A 23,027-nucleotide genomic window follows, 5' to 3' on the forward strand; every position below is an offset into this window, starting at 1 on the left:
GTCTACTGGCATTTCGCATACCATCCATTCAAACAAGAATGGTTGCACGATTCAAAAGTGTAAGGACGGGGAAGCGTAACGCAGGACGGAAGGCCGAGTGGCAAGTTTTGCCGCGCCCTTGGCGAAGCCTTAGCCGAAAGATGCGGATGCCGCGCGTTATCCCTGCTCATACAGTTTCTATCGGGACTGCCATGGGTGCTAGACCGCAAGGGTAATCCCGGGGCATGTGACTCGGGATGGGCTAACGCAAGCCGACAAAGAGCGGCTGCGTTGAGGGTTCGACAGGGAGTGAACAAGATGAAGCCATTCGTTCTGAATGTCGCGTTGGCGGCAATGGTGATGTCGTGCGCGAGCAGCACCGCTAGCCGTGCCGCCTGGGAGCCGGTCCGTCCGGTCGAGTTCATCGTGCCCGCGGGCACAGGCGGCGGCGCCGACCAGATGGCGCGCACCATCCAGGGCATCGTCACCAAGCACAATCTGATGAAGCAGCCGCTGGTCGTCATCAACAAGGCCGGTGGCGCAGGCGGTGAAGGCTTCCTCGATGTGAAGACGTCGGCGAACAATCCGCACAAGATCATCATCACGCTGTCGAACCTGTTCACGACGCCGCTGGCGACGGGCATCCCCTTCAACTGGAAGGATTTGACTCCGGTTGCGATGCTCGCGCTCGACGAGTTCGTGCTTTGGGTGAATGCCGAGAAGCCGTACAATTCCGTCAAGGACTATGTCGAGGCCGCGAAGAAGGCACCAAGCGGCACGTTCAAGATGGGCGGCACTGGATCCAAGCAGGAAGACCAGATCATCACCGTCGGGATCGAGAAGGCCATCGACGCCAAGTTCACCTACATTCCCTACAAGGGCGGCGGCGAAGTCGCGGTGCAGCTCGTCGGCAACCACGTCGATTCGACCGTCAACAACCCGATCGAGGCGGTCGCGCAATGGCGCGGCGGCAAGCTCCGTCCGCTCTGCGTGTTCGACGCCCAGCCGATGGCCTATGACGAGCCGATCGCCGACGGCAAGGCCTGGAAGGACATTCCGACCTGCAAGTCGCAGGGCCTTGCGATGGAATATCTCATGCTGCGCGGTATCTTCATGTCGCCCAAGGCCACGAAGGACCAGGTCGAATATTACGTCGAGCTGTTCAAGAAGGTGCGCGCCACGCCGGAATGGCAGGAGTTCATGAAGAGCGGCGCCTTCAACACGACCTTCCTGACCGGCGCCGATTACGCCAAGTGGATCGAGGCGGAGGAGAAGCGGCACGAAAGCCTGATGAAGGAAGCCGGCTTCCTCGCATCGAATTGAGCCTGGCATCGATGACGGCCGAGGATGCTGCGCGTCCTCGCGCCGGCAGCGACTGCGAAAGACTGCATTTCCGCCTGGAGGCCTCATGACTGAACGATCCCGAGCCGAATCCGGCCCCGCCCACAAGACGCTGGAAATCGGCATGGGGCTGCTGATCGGCGTGTTCGGCCTCATCGTGATCTTCGGCAGCCTCAAGGCCGGCATCAATTGGGGCCCGGAGGGGCCGCGCGCCGGATTTTTCCCGTTCTATATCGGCGCGGCCATCGTCGCGGCGAGTGCGATCAACGTCTGGAACGCGCAGCGCGACGACGACGGACGGTTGTTCGCCGAATGGGGGCAGCTGCGCCAGGTCATGAGCGTCGTGGTGCCGACCGCCATCTACGTCGGCACAATGCCGTTCATCGGCCTTTACGTCGGCTCGATGCTCTTCATCGCCTGGTTCATGCGCTGGCTCGGCGGCTATCGCTGGCTGACCGTCGCAGCGGTGGCGGTCGGCATGCCGGTCGTGACTTACCTCGTTTTCGAGCGCTGGTTCCTCGTCCCTCTGCCCAAGGGGCCGCTCGAGGAATGGCTCGGCCTGTGAGACCCATCCACCCATTCAATTGCTGCTGCAGGACGTTTTGACATGGAAGAGTTGGCCAATCTGTTTCACGGCTTCGCGGTCGCCCTGCAGCCCTACAACATCATGCTGATGGTGATCGGCATCACGCTCGGCGTCCTCATCGGCGTGCTGCCGGGGCTCGGGGGCGCCAACGGCGTCGCGATCCTGCTTCCGCTGACCTTCAGCATGCCGCCGACATCGGCCATCATCATGCTGTCCTGCATCTATTGGGGCGCATTGTTCGGGGGAGCCATCACCTCGATCCTGTTCAACATCCCTGGCGAGCCATGGTCGGTGGCGACCACCTTCGACGGCTATCCGATGGCCCAGCAGGGCAAGCCCGGCGAGGCCCTGACGGCGGCCTTTACCTCCTCCTTCGTCGGCGCGCTGTTTGCCGTCGTCATGATCACGCTGGTTGCGCCGCTCGTCGCGGGCTTTGCGCTTCGATTTGGGCCGGCGGAGAAGTTCGCGGTGTATTTCCTCGCCTTCTGCTCCTTCGTCGGCCTCAGCAAGGAGCCGCCGTTCAAGACCATCGCCGCAATGATGATCGGCTTTGCGCTCGCGGCGGTCGGGCTGGACTCGATCACCGGACAATTGCGGCTGACCTTCGGCATCACCGAACTGCTCAACGGCTTCGACTTCCTGATCGCCGTGATCGGCCTGTTCGGCATCGGCGAGATCCTGCTGACCATGGAGGAAGGGCTCGCCTTCCGCGGCGGCAAAGCCAGCATCAACCTTCGTGTCGTGCTCCAGACCTGGCGCGAGTTGCCCGCCTATTGGATGACATCGCTGCGGTCCTGCCTGATCGGCTGCTGGATGGGCGTCACCCCGGCCGGCGCGACGCCTGCTTCCTTCATGAGCTACGGCATCGCCAAGCGGCTGGCGCGACGCGGCAACAATTTCGGCAAGGGCGAGATCGAGGGCGTGATCGCGCCGGAGACGGCCGCACACGCCGCCGGCACCGCGGCGCTGCTGCCGATGCTGTCGCTCGGCGTGCCGGGCTCGCCGACCGCCGCCGTGCTGCTCGGCGGCCTCTTGATCTGGGGCCTGCAGCCTGGCCCGATGCTGTTCGTCGAGCAGAAGGAATTCGTCTGGGGCCTGATCGCCTCGATGTATCTCGGCAATCTCGTCGGGCTCATCGTCGTACTCACCTGCGTGCCGATCTTCGCCGCGATCCTACGCGTACCCTTCGGCATCATCGCGCCGTTGATCCTGGTGCTCTGCGCGATCGGCGCCTATTCGGTGCACAACAGCACCTTCGACGTGATGCTGATGTTGGTGTTCGGCGTGATCGGCTATCTCCTGAAGAAGTGCAATTACCCGCTCGCGCCGCTGGTGCTCGCCATCGTGCTCGGCGACAAGGCCGAGGAAGCCTTCCGACAATCGCTGCTGGGCTCGCAAGGATCGCTCGGGGTGTTCTTCTCCAACGGCCTCGTCAGCACCATCATGGCGCTCGGCTTGGTCGCCCTGTTCTGGTCCGCGATCCAGGAAGGCTACAGCCGGCTGCGCACGTCGATGGCGTGAGGCGGGATCTGCGCAATCCGCATCGGTACCGACGCCAAATTGCCGCACTCCAGACTTCTGGAATATAGAATTCCAGAGATTGCGCCGTCCCCCGCCGACGGCGCCTCGGCGCACGCGACCAATGCAGGCCTGCAAGAACGCCAAGTGCATAGGCTTTCAACAACGCCCCGCGACGTCGCCGATCCGAGATAAAGCGCTGTAAAAACAGCCTCTTAGCTTCAATCAACTGCAATCGCCGCCATCACGCCGACGCGATCGGGCTTTACATTTCCGCGCTCATAGCGCATGTGAACAAGCCCGCGCTATTTCGCCGCACCCTCCCGTCCTCGCTTGAATCTTGGCATATTGCATACCAGAGTGCGCGCCAGCGCATGCATAAAAATGATGGGCGCGTTTGGGAGGGTTTTTGATGACGGACATGGTGCAGTCGGCAGCAGCGGCCCCGAGTGCCGCGCGCGTAAGCGATGCCTATCGCTGGGCGCAATTGGCGATCGGTGTGGCGGCGATGGTGATGATCGCCAACTACCAATATGGCTGGACGTTCTTCGTCCCCGACATCCAGAAGACGTTCGGCTGGGATCGTGCCTCGATCCAATGGGCCTTCACGCTCTTCGTGTTGTTCGAGACCTGGCTGGTGCCGGTTGAAGGATGGTTCGTCGACAAATACGGCCCGCGCATCGTGGTGCTGGTCGGCGGCGTGCTCTGCGCTATCGGCTGGGCGATCAACGCGCAGGCGACCTCGCTGAACGGCTACTATCTCGGCATGATCATCGCAGGCATCGGCGCCGGCGGCGTCTACGGCACCTGCGTCGGCAACGCGCTGAAATGGTTTCCGGACAAGCGCGGTCTTGCGGCCGGCATCACGGCGGCCGGCTTCGGGGCAGGCTCCGCGCTGACCGTGGCGCCGATCCAGGCCATGATCAAGGACAGCGGATTCCAGACCACCTTCCTCTATTTCGGCCTCGGGCAAGGCATCATCATCTGCCTCCTCGCCTTCTTCCTGCTCGCGCCGAAAGCGGGCCAGGTGCCGCACGTGGTGGCGAATGCCAATATCATCCAGACCCGGCGCAACTATCAGCCGACCGAAGTGCTGCGCCAGCCGATCTTCTGGCTGATGTACTTCATGTTCGTGATCGTCGGCGCGGGTGGACTGATGGTCACCGCGAACCTGAAGCCGATCGCGGTTGACTGGAAGGTCGACAGCGTCCCTGTGACGCTGATGGCGGTGACGATGACGGCGGTGACCTTCGCGGCCACGATCGACCGCGTGCTCAACGGCCTGACGCGTCCGTTCTTCGGCTGGATCTCCGACATGATCGGCCGCGAGAACACGATGTTCATCGCCTTCGGCATGGAAGGGTTCGGCATCTGGATGCTCTACCTCTGGGGTCACGATCCGGTCTGGTTCGTGCTGCTCTCGGGCTTCGTGTTCTTCGCCTGGGGTGAGATCTACTCGCTATTCCCCTCGACCTGCACCGACACGTTCGGCACCAAGTTCGCGACCACCAATGCCGGCCTGCTCTACACCGCGAAGGGCACCGCCGCGCTGCTGGTGCCGATCGCCAACTACATGCAGCAGACATCGGGGACCTGGGACAGCGTGTTCATCATCGCGGCCGGCGCCAACATCCTGGCTTCGGTGCTGGCGATCGCGGTGCTCAAGCCCTGGCGCAAGGTCGTGGTCGCGAAATCGACGATCTGACCGGCGATACAATTCAGCAAGCACGACGCCCGGCCTCACGGCCGGGCGTTTTTCTTTGGCGATCGTCGCATCGCCTCGCCGGGGCGCGGGCGGAGCCACCAAGAAGTGACAAGTTAGGGCTTGCAATCTGGAATATCGTATACCAATCTCCGCGTCGCGCCTGCGACGATAAGCCACAATACTCGCGACACCAGGTCGTCTTGCGATCCTGTGTCACGGACAATCAGGCGCTGGGAGGTTCTCGATGATTTCCAGCCCGGACGGCGCCGTCACCGCCGCGCCGCTTCGCACCGGTTTCCGCTGGCTCCAGCTCGGCATGGGCATCGTCTGCATGGCGATGATCGCCAATCTGCAATATGGCTGGACGCTGTTCGTCGATCCAATCGATGCCGCCCACCACTGGGGGCGCACTGCGATCCAGCTCGCCTTCACCATCTTCGTCGTCACCGAGACCTGGCTGGTGCCGGTCGAGGCCTGGTTCGTCGACAAATACGGCCCGCGCATCGTCATCATGTTCGGCGGCGTGATGATCGCACTGTCCTGGATCCTCAACGCCTCCGCTGACAGCCTCACCCTGCTCTATGCGGCGGCGATCGTCGGCGGCATGGGCGCGGGTGCCGTGTACGGCACCTGCGTCGGCAACGCGCTGAAATGGTTTCCCGACCGCCGCGGCCTCGCGGCGGGCGCGACCGCCGCCGGCTTCGGCGCAGGGGCCGCGATCACCATCGTGCCGATCGCGAGCATGATCGCCTCGAGCGGCTATCAGCACGCCTTCCTCACCTTCGGCATCGCCCAGGGCCTCGTCGTGTTCGTGCTCGCCTTCTTCATCCAGCCGCCGCGCCTCTCCATTCCGCCGAAGAAGAAGCAGCTCAATTTGCCGCAGACCAGGATCGATTTCACCCCGCCGCAAGTGCTGCGCAGCCCTGTTTTCTGGGCGATGTATCTCGTCTTCGTCATGGTCGCTTCCGGCGGGCTTATGACTGCGGCGCAGATCGCCCCAATCGCGCACGACTTCGGGATTGCCGACACGCCGGTGGCGCTCGCCGGCTTTCAGATGGCGGCGCTGACCTTCGCGATCTCGCTCGACCGCATCTTCGACGGATTCGGGCGACCCTTCTTCGGCTGGGTCTCCGACACGATCGGCCGCGAGCCGACCATGTTCATCGCCTTCGGCACCGCCGCCTTGATGCTGCTGACGCTCTCGGCCTATGGCCGGGTGCCTGTCGTTTTCGTGCTGGCGACCGCGGTGTATTTCGGCGTGTTCGGCGAGATCTATTCGCTGTTCCCCGCAACCTGCGGCGACACCTTCGGTGCGAAGTTCGCAACCACCAACAACGGCATGCTCTACACTGCGAAGGGCACGGCTTCCCTGCTCGTCCCGCTCGCGAGCGTGATCTCGACCGCCTATGGCTGGAAGGCCGTATTCGTGGTGGCGGTGGCGCTGAACGCCACGGCGGCGCTGATGGCGCTGCTCGTGATCAAGCCGCTGCGCCGCGCCTTCATCCTCGGCCAGGAAGCCGAGCGCACGGAGACCGCAAGCGGAACCGCCAAGACCGAGACGGCGTAAGGCGCCGCACCTTGCCGGCTTGCAGAGGGGCGCAGCGATGCGCCCCTTTCTTTTTGGGGCACGGCGATAATGTCAGTACGCCTGTCGCAAGATTTTTCGGATCCGCCAAATCCAGCGCTTGACGATTGGCATTATGTATACCACACTTCCTCACCACTCACCCAGGGAGGTTGCAATGCTGGTCGGAGACATTCTGCGCAAGAAGACGCCGCGCGTTGTCACGGTGCGTATGAACGAAACGGTGGGGATCGCGGCCAAGCTGATGCGCGCCAACAATATCAGCGCGCTGGTGGTCAAGGATGTGGTCCGCTCCGAGGGCAACACCGCGGTCGGCATGTTCACCGAGCGCGACGTGGTGCGCGCCGTCGCCGAGCACGGCGCGGGCGCCGTCAACGTCAAAGTCTCCCAGCTGGTCTCGGTGCAGCAGCTGGTGTCCTGCACCTCCACCGACACGATCGAGCACGTCCGGCATCTGATGAACCGTCATCATATCCGCCATCTGCCCGTGATCGACGATTACAGCCTCGTCTCCGTCATCAGCATGCGCGACATCGCCGCGGCGATGGACGAGGCGCTCAACGGCACGCCGCAAGCGGCGGCTTAAAGCATGATCCGGAAAAGCGCGCAGCGGTTTTCCGACAAGATCATGCTCAAACAATAGACTAAAGCGCATCGCGCTTTAGAGCGGCAAAACTTCCCCCTGCGACTGCCGGCCCCGGCTCGGATCCTTCCGAGCCGGACCGGATCTTTCGTCCCAAAATCCGTCTCTGCTCGCGAGGATTTCATGAAGATCTGCATCTACGGCGCCGGCGCGATCGGCGGATATCTCGGGGTTCAGCTCGGGCGCGCGGGCGCCGACGTCAGCCTGATCGCACGCGGCGCGCACCTTGCCGCCATGCGCGAGCGCGGCCTGACGCTGCTCGCGGGCGAGGAAAAGCACACCGTTCATCCGCGCTGCACCGATGATCCCACCGAACTCGGCGTGCAGGACTTCATCATCATCACGCTGAAGGCCCATTCGATCACCGGCGTGATCGAAAAGATGCAGCCGCTGCTCGGGCCTCACACCCGCATCGTCACCGCCGTCAACGGCGTTCCCTACTGGTACTTCTACAAGCACGGCGGCCAATACGAGAACTCGACGCTGGAGAGCATCGATCCCGGCGGCCGGCAGTGGCGTGAGCTGGGGGCCGAGCGCGCCATCGGCTGCATCGTCTATCCCGCCACCGAGATCGAGGCGCCCGGCGTGATCCGCCACGTCTACGGCAACAACTTTCCGCTCGGCGAGCCCTCGGGCGAGATCACCTCCGACGTGCAGCACCTCGCCGATCTCTTCGCCGCCGCCGGCCTGAAGGCTCCCGTGCTCGACCGCATCCGCGACGAGATCTGGCTGAAGCTCTGGGGCAATGTCTGCTTCAACCCGATCAGTGCGCTGACCCACGCCACGCTCGACGTGATCTGCACCGATCCCGCCACGCGCGCGCTGTCGCGCGCGATCATGGTAGAGACGCAAGCCATCGCCGAGACCTTCGGCGTCAAGTTCCGCGTCGACGTCGAGCGCCGCATCGAGGGGGCGCGCAAGGTTGGCGCGCACAAGACCTCGATGCTGCAGGATCTCGAGCGCGGCCGCCCGATGGAGATCGATCCGCTCGTCACCGTGGTGCAGGAGATGGGCCGGCTCACCGGTATTCCGACGCCCGCGCTGGATTCGGTGCTGGCCATGGTGACGCAGCGCGCCCGCATCGCCGGCCTCTATGACGGCGTCTCGACACCGGCTGATCCGCGCGCACTGGCGGTGGCGTGATGACGAGCGTGACCAAATGGCTGCGCTTCCGCCATGCCGGGACGACGGGCTTCGGCACGCTGACGTCCTCCGGCATCACCGTGCACGAGGGCGACATGTTCGGCCGCAACGCCGCAACGGGCAAGATTTTGGCGCTCTCGGAGGTCGAGCTGCTTGCGCCCTGCGTGCCCAGCAAGATCGTCGCGCTCTGGAATAATTTCCACGCGCTCGCGGCCAAACTGAACCAGACCGAACCGCCGGAGCCGCTGTACCTGCTCAAGGCCACCACCAGCATCGCCGCACCTGGCGCCGTGATCCGCCGCCCGTCTTATTACGACGGCAAGACCACCTATGAGGGCGAGCTCGGCATTGTCATCGGCAGGACCTGCGCCCGTGTCTCGCCAGATGAGGCCGACAGCTTCATCTTCGGCTACACCTGCGTCAACGACATTACCGCCAACGACATCCTGACGCGCGACCCCACCTTCGCCCAATGGGCCCGCGCCAAGGGCATCGACGATTACGGTCCGTTCGGCCCTGTGATCGCGACCGGTCTCGATCCGGCAAAACTCACGGTTCGCACCATCCTCAACGGCGCGGAGCGGCAGAACTACCCGATCTCGGACATGATCTTCAGCGCGCAGGAGCTGGTGAGCAGGATCTCGCACGACATGACCCTCTCGCCCGGCGACCTCATCGCGGTCGGCACCTCGGTCGGCGTCGGCGTGATGAAGGAGCCCGTCAACACGGTGACCGTCGCGATCGACGGCATCGGCGAACTCACCAACGAATTTCGGCTGTAGACTTTTTCGCCGCCGCAGAGCAGCAAAATTGATCTGGCGCAAACCCGCCGTCGCGGCCAAGGCTACCCTCCCCGGCAAAAGATTGATTTCTGATGCAAGGGAGGACGCACATGTCGAATGCCGGCAACGCACTGCTGTGGACCGTGCTGTACTTCGCTCTCTCGTTCGCCGCGATCTTCGTGGTCTGGTTCGCCGATAGGATTCGGTCGAACTTGCTCGGGAAGCGATAGCCCCAGGGCACGTTGCTTCGTCCTAGCGCTGGCGGCTGGCCTGGGTGCAAGCGGGCCGGCACAGGGACGTGGGCGCCACCTCGCATCTTCCGCAGCGCCTGGCGTTGACGGAATCCCGGTGCTGCGCTCTGCGGTAAGCCAGCGGGCCCCTGTCGGCACCAGGGTTGGTCGCGCTCCGAAACATCCAGACACATCACATCTTCGCGCGCCCGAGCAATGCCGCCAACATGTCCCGTGCGCGCCGCAACTTGGACGCATTCGGCCGCCCTTTTGGGAGGCGTGTCTGGGGGCACGGCATGACCGTGTTTGGACCAAACCTTCTAGGGGTATCGCTGTGAAGAAGATTGTATTTGCTCTGGGTGCCACGCTTGCTTTTGCGACGGCTGCAAACGCTGCAGATCTGCCGCGCCGGCAGCCGGTGCCAGCCTATCCGGGCGAGCAGGCGCCAATCGGCAAGATGCCGATCGGCAAGAGCCCGATTGGAAAGGCCCCGATCGGCAAGGCGCCGGGCCCGGTCGCCGCGCGCTACTGACGCGCAGCGAAATACGCGTCAGACATTTGCGCTCGATGGTCGAGGGGGAATAGCGTGACGAACAAAGCTGGTCGATCGGGATCCTGCATCCTCGCGGGCTTCGCTCTTGCGGCTATGCTCTCATGCACGACGCCCTCGGCCTCGGCCCATGAGACCGACAAGCAGACCGACAAGCAGACCGACAGGCGCGTTGCCGATGCGAACGCGCTTGCTACGACCGACACCGCCCCGCGGCCACAGCCGCAATCGACGCGGCGCTCGGTCGCGCGTGCGGAGAAAGGCCCCTATTACGTCGACTTCCGCGCCCGCACGGCTGCGAGCTGGGGCCATGCGTTCGTCTGGTACGGCAAGACCAGCGAGAAGGCCGTCGAGGTTGCGGGCCTGACACCGGCCGGCGATACGCTCGCTTACGTGCTCGGTCACATTACCTTTGTGCCATCCGAGACCGGCGCCAGCTACGGCGATCTCGATCCGGAATATCTGACCGCGAGCTATCGGGTCTATCTCAACGAAGCCGACGCCAAGCGCGTGTTCGCCTACATCAAGGAGTTGCAGGCCAGCTCGCCGGTCTGGAATGCCGAGACCATAAACTGTACCGGCTTCATCGGCGACATCGCGGAGTTCATGGGATTGAAGGTCCCCCATCGCTGGCAGCGCCCGGAAAACTTCGTCAACAGCCTCAAGGAAATGAACGGCGGGCGGCAGATGGTGCGGTTGTCGGCGAAGTAGCTCTTCGCCCCATACTCGGTGTCATTGCCCGCGGAGGCGGGCAATCCAGTATTCCAGAGACTGCGAGGGTAGAGCCGAGAGGTCGCGGCGTACTGGATACCCCGCCTTCGCGGGGTATGACGGCGGAGTTTGAGGAAAGAGCTTGCCCTCATCAGGCAGCAGCGCACCCCAATTATCCGCCCCGCGGAATCTCCTCGCCTTCCGCATGGTCGCCCCGCCGGGCGGCGCAATAGACTTTTCCCACCCCCAGCGGCATCCTGCCGCCATCAACCGAGAACAAAGCGCCACGCGGGGCGCGGGGGAAACAGATCATGTTGCAGACACGGTTCACCAAGCTCGTCGGCGTCCAGCACCCGATCGTTCAGGGCGGCATGCAATGGGTCGGACGCGCCGAGCTGGTCGCAGCCGTCGCCAATGCCGGCGCGCTCGGCTTCATCACCGCGCTGACCCAGCCGACGCCGGAGGACCTGACCAAGGAGATCGCGCGCTGCCGCGACCTCACGAACAAGCCGTTCGGCGTCAACCTCACCATCCTGCCGGCGATCAAGCCGCCGCCCTATGCCGAATACCGCGCCGCGATCATCGAGAGCGGCATCAAGGTGGTCGAGACCGCCGGCAACAAGCCGCAGGAGCATGTCGACGAGTTCAGGAAGCACGGCGTCAAGGTCGTGCACAAATGCACCAGCGTCCGTCACGCGCTCTCGGCCGAGCGGATGGGCGTCGACGCCATCTCGATCGACGGCTTCGAATGCGCCGGCCATCCCGGCGAGGACGACACGCCCGGCCTGATCCTGATTCCCGCCGCCGCCAACAAGATCAAGATTCCGATGATCGCCTCGGGCGGCTTTGCCGATGGCCGCGGCCTGGTCGCGGCGCTGGCGCTGGGAGCCGAGGGCATCAACATGGGCACCCGTTTCATGGCCACCAAGGAGAGCCCGATCCATCAGCTCATCAAGGAGAAGATCGTCGCCAATGACGAGCGCGAGACCGAGCTGATCTTCCGCACCATGCGCAACACCTCGCGCGTGGCCAAGAACGCGGTCTCGACCAAGGTCGTCGCGATGGAGAAGGAAGGCGCCAAGTTCGAGGACATCCGCGAGCTCGTCGCCGGTGCCCGCGGCAAGATGGTCTATGCCACCGGCAATTCCGACGAAGGCATCTGGTCGGCCGGCCAGGTGCAGGGCCTGATCCAGGACATCCCGAGCTGTGCCGAGCTCGTCTCCCGCATCGTGCGCGAGGCGGAGGCGATCATTCGCAGCCGGCTCGAGGGGATGATCGTTCAGTCACAACGCGAAGCGGCGGAATAATCACTGCAAGACGTGAGAGTATTGCATGAAAGCCTACGTCTACGGCCCTGAAGGCGCGAGGATTTCCGACGTCGCTCAACCAAAGCCCAAAGGCACGCAGGCGCTCGTCCGCGTTCGCGCCTGCGGCCTCAACCGCGCCGACACCGGCATGCGCAAGGGCCACGCCCATGGCGCGGCCGGCGGCGTCGGCACCGTGCTGGGCATGGAATGGGCCGGCGAGGTCGCCGAGCTCGGGCCCGATGCGAAGGGCGTGAAGATCGGCGACCGCATCATGGGATCGGGCGGCGCGGCGTTCGCCGAGTATACGCTGGCCGATCACGGCCGGCTGCTCCACACGCCCTCGAACATGAATTTCGAGGAGGCCGCCACCCTCCCCGTCGCGCTCGCGACCATGCACAACGCCGTCGTCACGATCGGCGGGGTGCAGGCTGGCCAGAGCGTGCTGGTGCAGGGCGCGAGCTCCGGCGTCGGGCTGATGGCGATGCAGATCGCCCGGCTCAAGGGCGCGAAGCTGGTGATCGGCTCGTCCACCGACGCGTATCGCCGCGGCCGGCTGAAGGAGTATGGCGCCGACCTCGCCGTCGACAGCTCCGATCCGAAATGGGTCGACGAGGCGCTGAAGGCGACGAACGGCGAAGGCGTCGACCTCATCGTCGACCAGGTCTCGGGCAAGGTCGCCAACCAGAACCTCGCCGCGACGAAGATCAAGGGCCGCATCGTCAATGTCGGCCGCCTCGGCGGCACCCATGCCGACTTCAATTTCGACCTGCACGCGGCCCGCCGCATCGACTATGTCGGCGTCACCTTCCGCAGCCGTACCATCGAGGAGGTCCGCGAGATCTTTGCCGAGGTCCGCAGGGACATCTGGGGCGCGGTGGAATCGCGCAAGCTGCAACTGCCGATCGACAAGGTGTTCGCGTTCGACGACATCGACCAGGCGTTCGAGCACATGGAAGCGAACAGGCATCTGGGGAAGATCGTGGTGACGGTGCCGTAGGGCGCCGGCAGCGGCCCGGTAGGGTGGGCAAAGCGAAGCGTGCCCACGATCTGCATCCATCGCGGACGAATGGTGGGCACGGCGCTAACGCGCCTTTGCCCACCCTACGGGGCCGGAGCAAGGCGTAGACCGCTCCTGCAACTCACTAGCGACTACATCCTGTGGATCATCGCTTGATGTCCCACACGGGGCTGCTAAATCCCCGCCCATGACCTCCCAGCATGACAAAACCTCGGTCGCGGCCATCTCGATCTTCGCCAGCGGCGGCATGGCGGCGGCCAAGTTCGCGGTCGGGATCGCGATCGGCTCGCTGGCGCTGATCTCGGAAGCCCTGCATTCCCTAATCGACCTGGTTGCGACCATCATCACCTGGGCGGTGGTGCGGGTGTCCGACAAGCCCGCCGACGAGGAGCACCATTACGGCCACGGCAAGCTGGAAAGCATCTCCGCGCTCGGCGTCACCGCCCTGCTCTACGTGCTGGCCGGGGGCATCCTGGTTGAGGCCTATAGCCGGCTGCGCGAGGGAACCCCGCCGCCGACCATCTCGGCCGTGCCGTTCGTGGTGCTGGTGATCGATATCGCCGTCAATCTCTGGCGCGCCCGCGCCCTGCACCGTGCCGCGCGGGAGACCAGAAGCCAGGCCTTGGCGGCCGACGCGCTGCATTTCGCCTCGGACGTGATGGGCTCCTGCGCCGTGATCGTGGGCCTGATCCTGGCCGGGCTCGGCTTCTGGTGGGGTGACACCGCGGCGGCCGCAGCGGTTGCCGTGATGATCGCAGCGCTCGGCCTGCGCATGGCCGGCTCGACCGTGCAGACGCTGGTCGATCGCGCCCCCGAAGGCGCGCAGGAGAAGGCCAAAGCGGCGATCCGCAGCGTGCCCGGCGTGATCGACGTCGAACGCTTGCGCGTGCGCATGGTCGGAGCGACCACGTTCATCGACACTATCGCGAAGGTGCCGCGGACCTATCCGATCGACCGGGTCGAGGACATCAAGCGCAACGCGCAGGCCGCCGTCGCCAAGGCTTTCGGCGATGCCGACCTTACCTTCGCCGCAGTGCCCGTCGCGCGCGACAACGAGACCGTGCGCGACCGCATCATGGTGATCGCGCGCAATTCCGCCCTCGCCGTCCACCACGTCACGGTGCACGATCTCGGCGTCAAGCTGATCGTCAGCATCGACCTCGAGGTCGATGCCAACATGCAGCTCGAGGCCGCGCACGACATCGCCAACACGCTGGAGCGCAACATCCAGGAGGAGTTCGGCGAGGACGTCGAGGTCGACGTTCACATCGAGCCGCTGGAACCGGAACTTCCGTTCGGGGTCGATGCCACGCCGGACCGGGTGCGGACCATCGCCGCCGCGCTGACGGAATATGCCGCCGGCAGCGAGATCCACGACATCCACAATGTGCGGGTCCGCAACACCGACGCCGGCGAGATCGTCAACTTCCACTGCCGCGCAACACCGTCGATGAGCGTGATCAAGGTGCACGAGCATGTCGACGCGATCGAGCGTGCGTTGCGGCGCGCGTTCCCGAGCGTGAAGCGCGTCATCAGCCACGCCGAGCCGCCGCGGGCGTGATGAAGAATGCGCGACGAGTCACACGTTCTCGTTTCGGACTCGCTGCACCCGTGCCTTTGCGGACGCGCGACGCACAAACTGCGTGTTGGATAAGAATAATTTCGCGTTAACGATTCGTTGACTCTCGACAGCCCGCGAAAACTGGATTCAAATCGCTGTGATTCGGAAGTGACGTGGGGCTGCTTCCGGAACTCGTTTTTCAGGGGGCCGAAGGCATGTCGCGTGCAGACGCCGCGAACGCGTGCGTCCAATCCGATTCGATCAAGGGATTGGCGCAATCGATCGCGAAACCTGCCTATCATCGGCTGTTGATCGCGGAGCCGGCGCTTCGTCGCGCCGTGCCGACGCTCATCATCGCCTTCCTGATCACGATCTGCCTCGGTGCCTTCGTGCAGGTGGTCGATCAGACGCGCCAGAAGCGGCTGGTGATCCGCCACGACATATCGGCCCTCGCCGACCTGCTCGCCGAGCGCATCGATCGCCTCTCCTCGGTTCGGCAGGAGCGGCTCAAGAACATCGAGAGCCTGCCGACGCTGCTGCCCGATCTCATTCCGTCCTGGGCCACGGCTTCGGGCCGCCACGTCATCGTTACCTCCGCCGGCATCGACCGCCGCATCCTTGCCCGCATCCCGGCCGACAGCGACCCCTCGGGCAACGATCGCCTGCTCGATGCGATCACGACCGCGCAGCTGATCGCGGCGCCGCCACGCGATGCCAGCGTCTCCGACATGACGCTGCCGAGCGGCAATGCGGCGATGGCGACCTCCCGACAGATCAAGTCACTGCCAGGCTTCGTCACCGTGATCCAGGAGCGCAACGAGCCGATCTGGGGCTCGGACGCCGCGCTCTCGGTGACGCTGTCGGCGACCACGGGCTTCGTCGTCCTGATCCTGGGCTTCGCCTTCCACTGGCAGTCCACCCGCGCCCGCGAAGGCGATCTCATCAACGACGCGGTGCGCGGCCGCATCGACACCGCGCTCAACCGCGGCCGCTGCGGGCTGTGGGACTGGGACCTGTCGCGCGGCCGGATCTTCTGGTCGCAATCGATGTTCTCGATGCTCGGCCTCGACGGCCGCCACGAGCTCCTCACCTTCGGCGAGGTCAATGCGCTGGTGAAGTCCGACGACATCGACCTGTTCGAGATCGCCGACCAGCTCATCTCCGAGAAGATCGACCACATCGACCAGACCTTCCGCATGCAGCATGTCGACGGCCACTGGATCTGGCTTCGCGTCCGCTGCGAGAAGACCCGCGGGGCGACCGATTCCAGTGTGCACCTGATCGGGATCGCCGTCGACATCACCGAGCAGAAGAGCCTCGCCGAAAGGACCGTGGAAGCCGACCTCCGCCTGCGCGACGCGATCGAGACCATTCCGGAGGCCTTCGTGCTGTGGGATGCGAGCGACCGCCTGGTGCTCTGCAACTCGCACTTCCAGCGCCTGCACAAGCTGCCCGACAGCGCCGTCATCCCCGGCACCTCCTACGAGACCGTGCTCGAGGTCGGCCGCATGCCGGAGGTGCGCACCCGCCACAACGAGACCGCGGCCCAGGGCCCGGGCGCACGCACCTTCGAGGCGCAGCTCGATGACGGCAGCTGGCTGCACATCAGCGAGCGCCGCACCAAGGACGGCGGCTACGTCTCGGTCGGCACCGACATCACCCGCATCAAGGAGCACGAGCAGAAGCTGGTCGACAACGATCTGCGCCTGCGCGCCACCGTCATCGACCTCAAGCGCTCGCAGGCCGCGCTGGAGCGCCAGGCGGTCGAGCTCGCCGACCTCGCCGAGAAGTACCAGCGCGAGAAGACCCGCGCCGAGGAAGCCAACCAGACCAAGTCGAAATTCCTCGCCAATATGAGCCACGAGCTGCGCACGCCGCTCAATGCCATCATCGGCTTCTCCGAGATCATGGGGTCGGGCATGTTCGGCGAGCTCGGCAGCGAGAAGTACCAGGAATATTGCCAGGACATCCTGACCAGCGGCCATTATCTGCTCGAGGTCATCAACGACATCCTCGACATGTCCAAGATCGAGGCCGGCCGCATGAAGCTCGACATGGAAGAGCTCGACCTCGCGCAGACGCTCGCCGAATCGTTGAGGGTCGTCACCGGCCGTGCGCAGGACAAGCACCTGACGCTCGATGCCGACATCGCAAAATCCATCTCGGTCGTCGCCGACCGCCGCGCCACCAAGCAGATCATCGTCAACCTGCTCTCCAACGCCGTGAAGTTCACGCCGGACGGCGGACGCGTCGTGGTGCGCAGCCGGCAGCTCGACGACAGGATCGTGCTGATGATCGCCGACACCGGCATCGGCATCGCACCGCATTCGCTGGCGCGGCTCGGGCGCCCCTTCGAGCAGGTCGAGAGCCAGCTCACCAAGACCTATCACGGCTCCGGCCTCGGACTTGCCATCGCCCGCTCACTGGCGCAGCTCCACGGCGGCTCCATGCGCCTGCGCTCGAAGATCGAGGTCGGCACCGTCGTCCGCGTGACCCTTCCGCGGGATGCGGTGAAGGCGGGATCGGGGATATCGGCTGCGGCTTAAAACCGCGAGCAACGATCGAGTCAGTTTCGATCTGGGATGCCCTTCTCCCCTTGTGGGAGAAGGTGGCGCGAAGCGCCGGATGAGGGGTGTCTATCCACGCGCAATACTTTCGGGAGGAGAGATACCCCTCACCCGTCTCGCCGCTACGCGGCGAGCCACCCTCTCCCACAAGGGGAGAGGGGAAGAAGAGCTCTCGGTTCACTCGGCTCAGCCAAAAGACCTTCCGCTTACGATTGCAGCGTCGGCGCGACTTCGCGCGCGACGTTGACCAGAGCCGCGATCAGTGGCGTCATGGGATCGCGCTGCGGGATCACCAGGCCGATGCTGTAATTGACTTCGGGGTCGACGATCGGGATCGACCGCACGGTGTCGGACAGGCCGAGTGTCTCGGCGAGCTTGGCCGGCATCACGCTGGCCCAGCGCCCGGTCTTGACGTGCGTGAACAGCACCAGCAGCGAGTTCGAGGTCAGCGTCGGCGTCGCCTCCGCGCCGACCGATCGCAATGCGCGGTCGATGATGCGGCGGTTCTGCATGTCTGGCGTCAAGAGGCACAGCGGCACCTGCCCGACCTCGGTCCAGGTCACCGTCTCGCGATCGCCGAACATGGCGTCCGGCGCGGTGAGCAGGCGATAGCTCTCGTTGTAGAGCGGGATGGTGCGCACCTTGCCGATCGGCTCGTTCTCGATATAGGTCAGCCCCGCATCGACCTCGAGATTTTCCAAGAGCCCCAGCACCTCGGACGAGGTGGTGGACTGGATGCGGAAGCGCACCTCCGGATGCTTGGCACGGAACGGCGTCGTCAGCGCGGCGACCATGCCGAGCACGGTCGGGACCGCCGCGATCCGGATCTCGCCGGAGAGCTGATGCTTCAGCCCGTTGATCTCGTCGCGCATTGCGCGGGCATCGCCGACGATCCGCCGCGCCCAGTCCAGCGCCCGCTCGCCTTCGGGGGTAAATCCCTGAAAGCGCGAGCCGCGCTGGACCAGCATCACGCCGAGAATCTCCTCGAGCTGCTTGAGCCCGGTCGACATCGTCGGTTGCGTCACGCCGCAGGCCTCGGCCGCGCGTCCGAAATGCCGCTCCTTCGCCAGCGCCAGCAATAGTTCAAGCTTGTCGATCAACCGGCCGTCCCCTCGGATTCCATCGTGGCACGCAAGCTAGCACGCCGGGCCTGCACCAACACGCAAAAACCCGCAGCCGACCCAACTTTCATGACCAATCCGTATCGATCGATTGCGGTTGCAAATCGGTCCGAATCCGCAATCGCAGCTTCTGAGCGATGAGCTCGGTCACCGCGCTGAAGCAGGCTATGACCCTTCCAGCAGCGCCCTGAACACGCGCCGCACCTCGCTCTGGGTCTCCTTCACCCGCGCCTCCAGTGAGGAGAAGTCCGGCGCGTCGCCGGCGCGCGCCATGACGCGCTGCAGGTCGGTGCCGGCGGTATCAGGCTTGAAGCGCTCGCTGACGCAGAGACGCAGGATCTGCGTGAGGTCGTGATAGAGCCGCGCCGCGGCCCGCAAAATCTCCGTCTCGGATTGCGCGAGCACGCCGATCCTGCAGGCATTCTCCAGCACCTGCATGGTGCTGACGTCGAGAATCTCGGGTTTGTCGTGCGCGTGCACGAGCTGGAGATACTGCGCGATGAAGTCGATATCGACCATGCCGCCGGCGGCATGCTTGAGATCCCAGCAATCCGCCTCGCCCTTCTCCTGCGCGATCGCGCGCCGCATGTCGGCGACGTCGTTGGCAGTGATGGCGGGATCGCGGCGGCGGGTCAGGACATCGCGGATGACGCGCTCGATCCGTTCCCGGAATTCGGACGAAGCCGAGACTACGCGCGCACGCGTCAATGCCATGTGCTCCCAGGTCCAGGCTTCGTTCGCCTGGTAGTCCGCGAACGAGACGAGGCTCGAAGCCACCGGACCTGCGCGTCCCGAGGGCCGCAGCCGCATGTCGATCTCGTAGAGCACGCCGTAATTGGTGCGGGTCGTGAAGGCGCTGATCAGGCGCTGGGTGAAACGGGCGAAATAGTGTGCGCCGTGAAGCGATTTCACCCCGTCGGAGTCCGGATGGTCGCCGTCGAAATCATAGAGCAGGATCAGGTCGAGATCGGACGAGGCCGTCATCTCGCGGCTGCCGAGCCGGCCCATCGCGACGATCGCGGTCTCCTGACCCTTGATGCGGCCGTGCTGGGCGGCGAAGCGATCGGCGACGAGACCGTGCACGGTGTGGACGATTCCCTCCGCGACGTCGGCGAAGGCCGTGCTCGCCTGCTGCGCCGAGACGGTGCCGGAGAGGATGCGTGTGCCGATCAGGAACAGGCTCTCCTGCCCGAACAGGCGCAGGCGATCGAGGAACTCCTCGTATGAGCCGGCGTCCTGCACGGTGGTCGCGAGCCGCCCCGACAATTCCTGCCTGTCGGGCATGGCGCCGAAGAAGCGCGGATCGATCAGGCCATCCATCAGCTGAGGCTGCCGCGCCAGCATGTCGCCGAGCCGCGGCGCGGCTCCCAGCACCAGCGCCACCAGCGCGACGAGATCGCGGTTCTGGCCGAGCAGCGTGATCAGCCGGCCGCCGCGCTGCAGCGCGCCGAGGAAATGATCGAACGAAACGACGGCGCGATCCGGCTCTTCGGCATGGGCAAGGCCGTCGATCAAGGCCGGCACGAACTCGACGAAGGCGCTTCGCGTCGCCTCAACGCGGAAGACGCGATAGTCGCCGGTGATCCAGTCGCGCACCGTCTGCGCGACCGCGGCGGGCTTCTTGAAGCCGAGCGTCGCGAGGTGCTGCAGCAGGCGCGGATCATCGGGGCCCGCACCGTAGTCGAGCGCCGGCAGCCTCGCCGTGCCGGTGGGGTCATCGCCCTCGAACAGTTTTTCGTAATGGCCCTGGACGATCTGGAGCTGGCGCAAGAGGTCGCGCGCAAAGGCCTCCCGAGTCCGATAGCCGAAGAACCACGCAAAGCGCTCGACCGCTTGCTTGTCCTCCGGCAGCGTGTGGGTTTGCTCGTCGGCGATCATCTGCAGGCGATGCTCGACACGGCGCAGGAATTCGTAGGCGGTCGCCAGCTCGTCACGCGCCGCCACAGTGATCCAGTTGCTGGCGGCGAGCACGTCAAGCGCCCGCAGTGTCGGCCGCACCCGCAATTCCGGATGGCGGCCGCCGGCAATCAATTGCTGGGTCTGCGCGAAGAATTCGATCTCGCGAATGCCGCCGCGTCCGACCTTGACGTTGTGGCCCTCGACCGCAACCTCGCTCTGGCCGCGATAGGTCTGCATCTGCCGCTTCATGTCGTGTACGTCGGCAAGTGCGGCAAAGTCGAGATGCTTGCGCCAGACGAACGGCGCGATCTCGGCGAGCAATGCCTCGCCCGCTTTTGAATCGCCGGCACAGGTCCGCGCCTTGATCATCGCGGCGCGCTCCCAGGTGCGCCCTTCCCGCTCGTAATAGTTCAGCGCGGCGTCCCGCGAGATCGCCACCTGCGTCGAGGACGGATCGGGCCGCAGTCGCAAATCGACGCGGAAGACGTAACCATCATAGGTGCGCTGCTGCAGGATGCGCGCCATGCCTTGCGTCACGCGGACGAAGAACGGCTGCGGCTCGATATCGGGCGCGAGGGTCGTCGCATCGGGATCGAAGAACACGATGAGATCGATATCGCTGGAATAGTTCAGCTCGCCCGCACCCATCTTGCCCATCGCGAGCACGATCAGCCCGCAGCCCTCTTCGGGTGCCTCGGGATTGGGCGGTGAGAGCTTGCCGCGTGCGGCTTCCTGCCGCAGCAGATATTGCAGTGCCGCCTGCACCGAGGACACCGCGACATCGGTCAGCGCCGCCGTCACCCGCATCACCGGCCAGACACCGCCGATATCGCACAGCGCGATCAGGAGCGCAGCCTCAGCCTTCATGCGGCGGAGCAGCCGCATCACCTCGGCCTCCTCCGAAGCCGCGAGCACCGCGCTGCGCGCCTCCGCGATCAGCGCCGTCAGATGCGCATCCGGATCGCATTCGAGCAGCCGGATCAGGCGCAAGGCATCGGCGCGCACCAGTTCGAACAGATAGGGCGAGAATTCCGCAATCCCGGTCAGGATCTCGCGGGCTAAGGGATGGCCGAGATGCGTTTCGAGACGGGCCGATTGTGCCGGCTCGAGCTCGGCCAGCCAGCTTTCGAAACGGGGTTCATCGGTTGCGGAAGCGGCAATATGGGGAGCCTCCGCGAAGCGTGCGGCCAGCCTCTCACCATGCTTGTCCGCGTTTCCCGGCGCGGAGTGGTTCATGCCACCTTCTGTGGCACATCCGGTGTTGGCGGAGCAACCCTGTCGCCGGCGCCCGCGCGCGCCGGCAGCACGAGCGTGGCGACGAGGCCGGGATGGGCATCGCCCAAGCGCAATTCGCCGCCGTGCAACGTCGCCACCGCCGAGGCGAGGCTGAGGCCGAGGCCCGAGCCCGGCAGCGTGCGGCTGGCCTCCAGCCGCACGAATCGCTCGATGACGTGCTTGCGGTCGGCTTCGGGGATGCCGGGGCCGCGATCGGTGACGCTGAGCAGCACCTGGTCGCCGTCGCGCCTCGCCTCGATCGTGATTTGCCTCGCGTCCATGCTGACCACGGTTCCCGCTGGCTGTGCCGCGGGCTGGCCGTATTTGATCGCGTTCTCGACAAGATTGGCGAGCGCCTGGCTGATCAGCTCGCGATTGGCATGAACCGGCGTCGGCTCGCACTTGACCTTCAGGGTCATGCCGTCGTCCTCGGCGAGCGGCTCGTAGAGCTCGTGGATGCCCTCCGCGACCTCTGCGGCGTCGAAGTCGTCCATGTTGCCGCGCGCCTGTCCGGATTCCGCGCGCGCGATCATCAGCAGCGCGTTGAAGGTCCGGATCAGCCCGTCGGACTCCTCGATGGTCCGCTCCAGCGCGGCGCGATAATCCGCCTCGCAGCCCGATCTCGCCAGCGCCTCCTCGGCGCGATTGCGCAGCCGTGTCAGCGGCGTCTTGAGGTCGTGGGCGATGTTGTCGGAAACCTCCTTCAGTCCCGCCATCAGCGCCTCGATCCGCTCCAGCATGGCGTTCAGGTTCTCGGCGAGGCGATCGATCTCGTCGCCGCTGCGCCCTACGGGCAGGCGCTCGCTGAGATCGCCGGTCATGATCCGCTGCGCCGTGCCGGTCATCGCGTCGATGCGCCTCAGCACCCGCCGCGCGACGAAGATGCCGCCGCCGAGGCCGAGCACGACGACGATCAGGACCGAAAATTGCGCCGCCTTGGCGACGATGCCGAACAGGCGCCGCCGCTCGGCCAAGTCGCGGCCGATCAGAAGCCGGAAGCCGTTCTCCAATTCGGTGACGCGAACGAGCGCGCGATGATCGCGGTCATCGCTGTCCTCGATCCGCCGGTAGGCTGTCTCCGACCAGCCGCGCGTCGCCATAACGCCCGGCGCCAGCGAGCCGACATTGCCGGCGATCGCCTGGCCCGTCGGCGTGGTCACGAGATAGAGATTGGCGCCTGGCCGCAGCGCCCGATACTCGATCGTGCGCACGAGACCGACTAGGCCGCGGCGGTCGTAGATCTCGTTGATCTCCGAGGTCTCGGCATTGACGGTCTGCGTGATCTCCTCGGTGATCAGCCGCCGCGTATTCCAGGCGAAATAGGCCAGCAGCGAGGCCGCGAACATCGCGAACAGCAGCAGATAGACCAGCGTCAGCCGGAACGCCGTGGTGCGGACGAGTTTACCGAATGCCGTCACGGATCATGTACCCAGTTTCAACCACGCGCCTGCATCACGAGCATCGACACTCACGTATTTCGCTTTGTTTACAATAACATAGCCTTTA

The 23,027-nt window shown here is 65.0% G+C and carries 17 protein-coding genes; 14 read left to right on the forward strand and 3 right to left on the reverse strand.

Annotated features, from left to right (window positions below):
* Positions 1-297 precede the first annotated feature (297 nt).
* The 14 genes from ACTEK7_RS08465 to ACTEK7_RS08530 all read left to right on the forward strand — a co-directional run bounded on the left by ACTEK7_RS08465 (position 298) and on the right by ACTEK7_RS08530 (position 17,205).
* On the forward strand, positions 298-1,302 hold the full coding sequence (locus tag ACTEK7_RS08465; RefSeq protein WP_225145976.1) for a Bug family tripartite tricarboxylate transporter substrate binding protein: 1,005 nt from the start codon (positions 298-300) through the stop codon (positions 1,300-1,302).
* Positions 1,303-1,387: 85 nt separating this feature from the next.
* Positions 1,388-1,885 carry a tripartite tricarboxylate transporter TctB family protein gene (locus tag ACTEK7_RS08470; protein WP_036005718.1) on the forward strand — a complete coding sequence of 166 codons (498 nt, stop codon included), beginning with the start codon at positions 1,388-1,390 and terminating at the stop codon, positions 1,883-1,885.
* A gap of 42 nt (positions 1,886-1,927) precedes the next feature.
* Complete coding sequence (locus ACTEK7_RS08475; protein ID WP_036005721.1) at positions 1,928-3,427, forward strand: tripartite tricarboxylate transporter permease; 1,500 nt, start codon at positions 1,928-1,930, stop codon at positions 3,425-3,427.
* A 409-nt stretch (positions 3,428-3,836) separates the two neighbouring features.
* Complete coding sequence (gene oxlT, locus ACTEK7_RS08480) at positions 3,837-5,129, forward strand: oxalate/formate MFS antiporter (protein WP_036005723.1); 1,293 nt, start codon at positions 3,837-3,839, stop codon at positions 5,127-5,129.
* Between the two features lie 244 nt (positions 5,130-5,373).
* The gene (gene oxlT / locus ACTEK7_RS08485) at positions 5,374-6,696 is read left to right on the forward strand and encodes an oxalate/formate MFS antiporter (protein ID WP_225145977.1); all 1,323 of its coding nucleotides are present in this window, start codon (positions 5,374-5,376) and stop codon (positions 6,694-6,696) included.
* 175 nt (positions 6,697-6,871) lie between these two features.
* Positions 6,872-7,300 carry a CBS domain-containing protein gene (locus ACTEK7_RS08490; RefSeq protein WP_036005729.1) on the forward strand — a complete coding sequence of 143 codons (429 nt, stop codon included), beginning with the start codon at positions 6,872-6,874 and terminating at the stop codon, positions 7,298-7,300.
* Positions 7,301-7,480: 180 nt separating this feature from the next.
* Positions 7,481-8,500, forward strand: coding sequence for a 2-dehydropantoate 2-reductase (locus ACTEK7_RS08495; protein ID WP_225145978.1), 1,020 nt, complete (start codon positions 7,481-7,483; stop codon positions 8,498-8,500).
* On the forward strand, positions 8,500-9,282 hold the full coding sequence (locus ACTEK7_RS08500; RefSeq protein WP_225145979.1) for a fumarylacetoacetate hydrolase family protein: 783 nt from the start codon (positions 8,500-8,502) through the stop codon (positions 9,280-9,282). The genes ACTEK7_RS08495 and ACTEK7_RS08500 overlap by 1 nt, the downstream gene beginning before the upstream one ends.
* A 564-nt stretch (positions 9,283-9,846) precedes the next feature.
* Positions 9,847-10,044 (forward strand): hypothetical protein, encoded by a 198-nt coding sequence (locus ACTEK7_RS08505; protein WP_198399686.1) that lies wholly within the window; start codon positions 9,847-9,849, stop codon positions 10,042-10,044.
* A 54-nt stretch (positions 10,045-10,098) separates the two neighbouring features.
* A complete protein-coding gene (locus tag ACTEK7_RS08510; RefSeq protein ID WP_057030076.1) occupies positions 10,099-10,773 on the forward strand; it encodes a hypothetical protein in 675 nt (224 codons plus the stop codon).
* Between the two features lie 311 nt (positions 10,774-11,084).
* Positions 11,085-12,080, forward strand: a complete 996-nt coding sequence (locus tag ACTEK7_RS08515) for an NAD(P)H-dependent flavin oxidoreductase (RefSeq protein WP_225145980.1) — start codon at positions 11,085-11,087, stop codon at positions 12,078-12,080.
* A 25-nt stretch (positions 12,081-12,105) separates the two neighbouring features.
* Positions 12,106-13,077, forward strand: a complete 972-nt coding sequence (locus ACTEK7_RS08520; RefSeq protein WP_225145981.1) for a zinc-binding dehydrogenase — start codon at positions 12,106-12,108, stop codon at positions 13,075-13,077.
* A gap of 208 nt (positions 13,078-13,285) precedes the next feature.
* A complete protein-coding gene (locus ACTEK7_RS08525) occupies positions 13,286-14,659 on the forward strand; it encodes a cation-efflux pump (RefSeq protein ID WP_128262575.1) in 1,374 nt (457 codons plus the stop codon).
* A gap of 215 nt (positions 14,660-14,874) precedes the next feature.
* Positions 14,875-17,205: a PAS domain-containing sensor histidine kinase gene (locus tag ACTEK7_RS08530; protein WP_225145982.1), complete on the forward strand. Its 2,331-nt coding sequence runs from the start codon at positions 14,875-14,877 to the stop codon at positions 17,203-17,205.
* Positions 17,206-17,432: 227 nt separating this feature from the next.
* Here the strand turns inward: ACTEK7_RS08530 and ACTEK7_RS08535 are convergent, their stop codons facing one another.
* The 3 genes from ACTEK7_RS08535 to ACTEK7_RS08545 form a co-directional block, all read right to left on the reverse strand.
* Positions 17,433-18,326 (reverse strand): LysR family transcriptional regulator, encoded by an 894-nt coding sequence (locus tag ACTEK7_RS08535; protein ID WP_036005748.1) that lies wholly within the window; start codon positions 18,324-18,326, stop codon positions 17,433-17,435.
* A 186-nt stretch (positions 18,327-18,512) separates the two neighbouring features.
* Positions 18,513-21,482, reverse strand: coding sequence for a bifunctional [glutamine synthetase] adenylyltransferase/[glutamine synthetase]-adenylyl-L-tyrosine phosphorylase (locus ACTEK7_RS08540; RefSeq protein ID WP_225145983.1), 2,970 nt, complete (start codon positions 21,480-21,482; stop codon positions 18,513-18,515).
* Entirely contained in the window at positions 21,479-22,939 is a 1,461-nt protein-coding gene (locus tag ACTEK7_RS08545; protein WP_225145984.1) for a sensor histidine kinase, read from the reverse strand. Before ACTEK7_RS08545 ends, ACTEK7_RS08540 begins: the two co-directional genes overlap by 4 nt.
* Positions 22,940-23,027 lie beyond the last annotated feature (88 nt).

It is taken from the genome of Bradyrhizobium sp. JHI2711 (genome assembly GCF_056156565.1).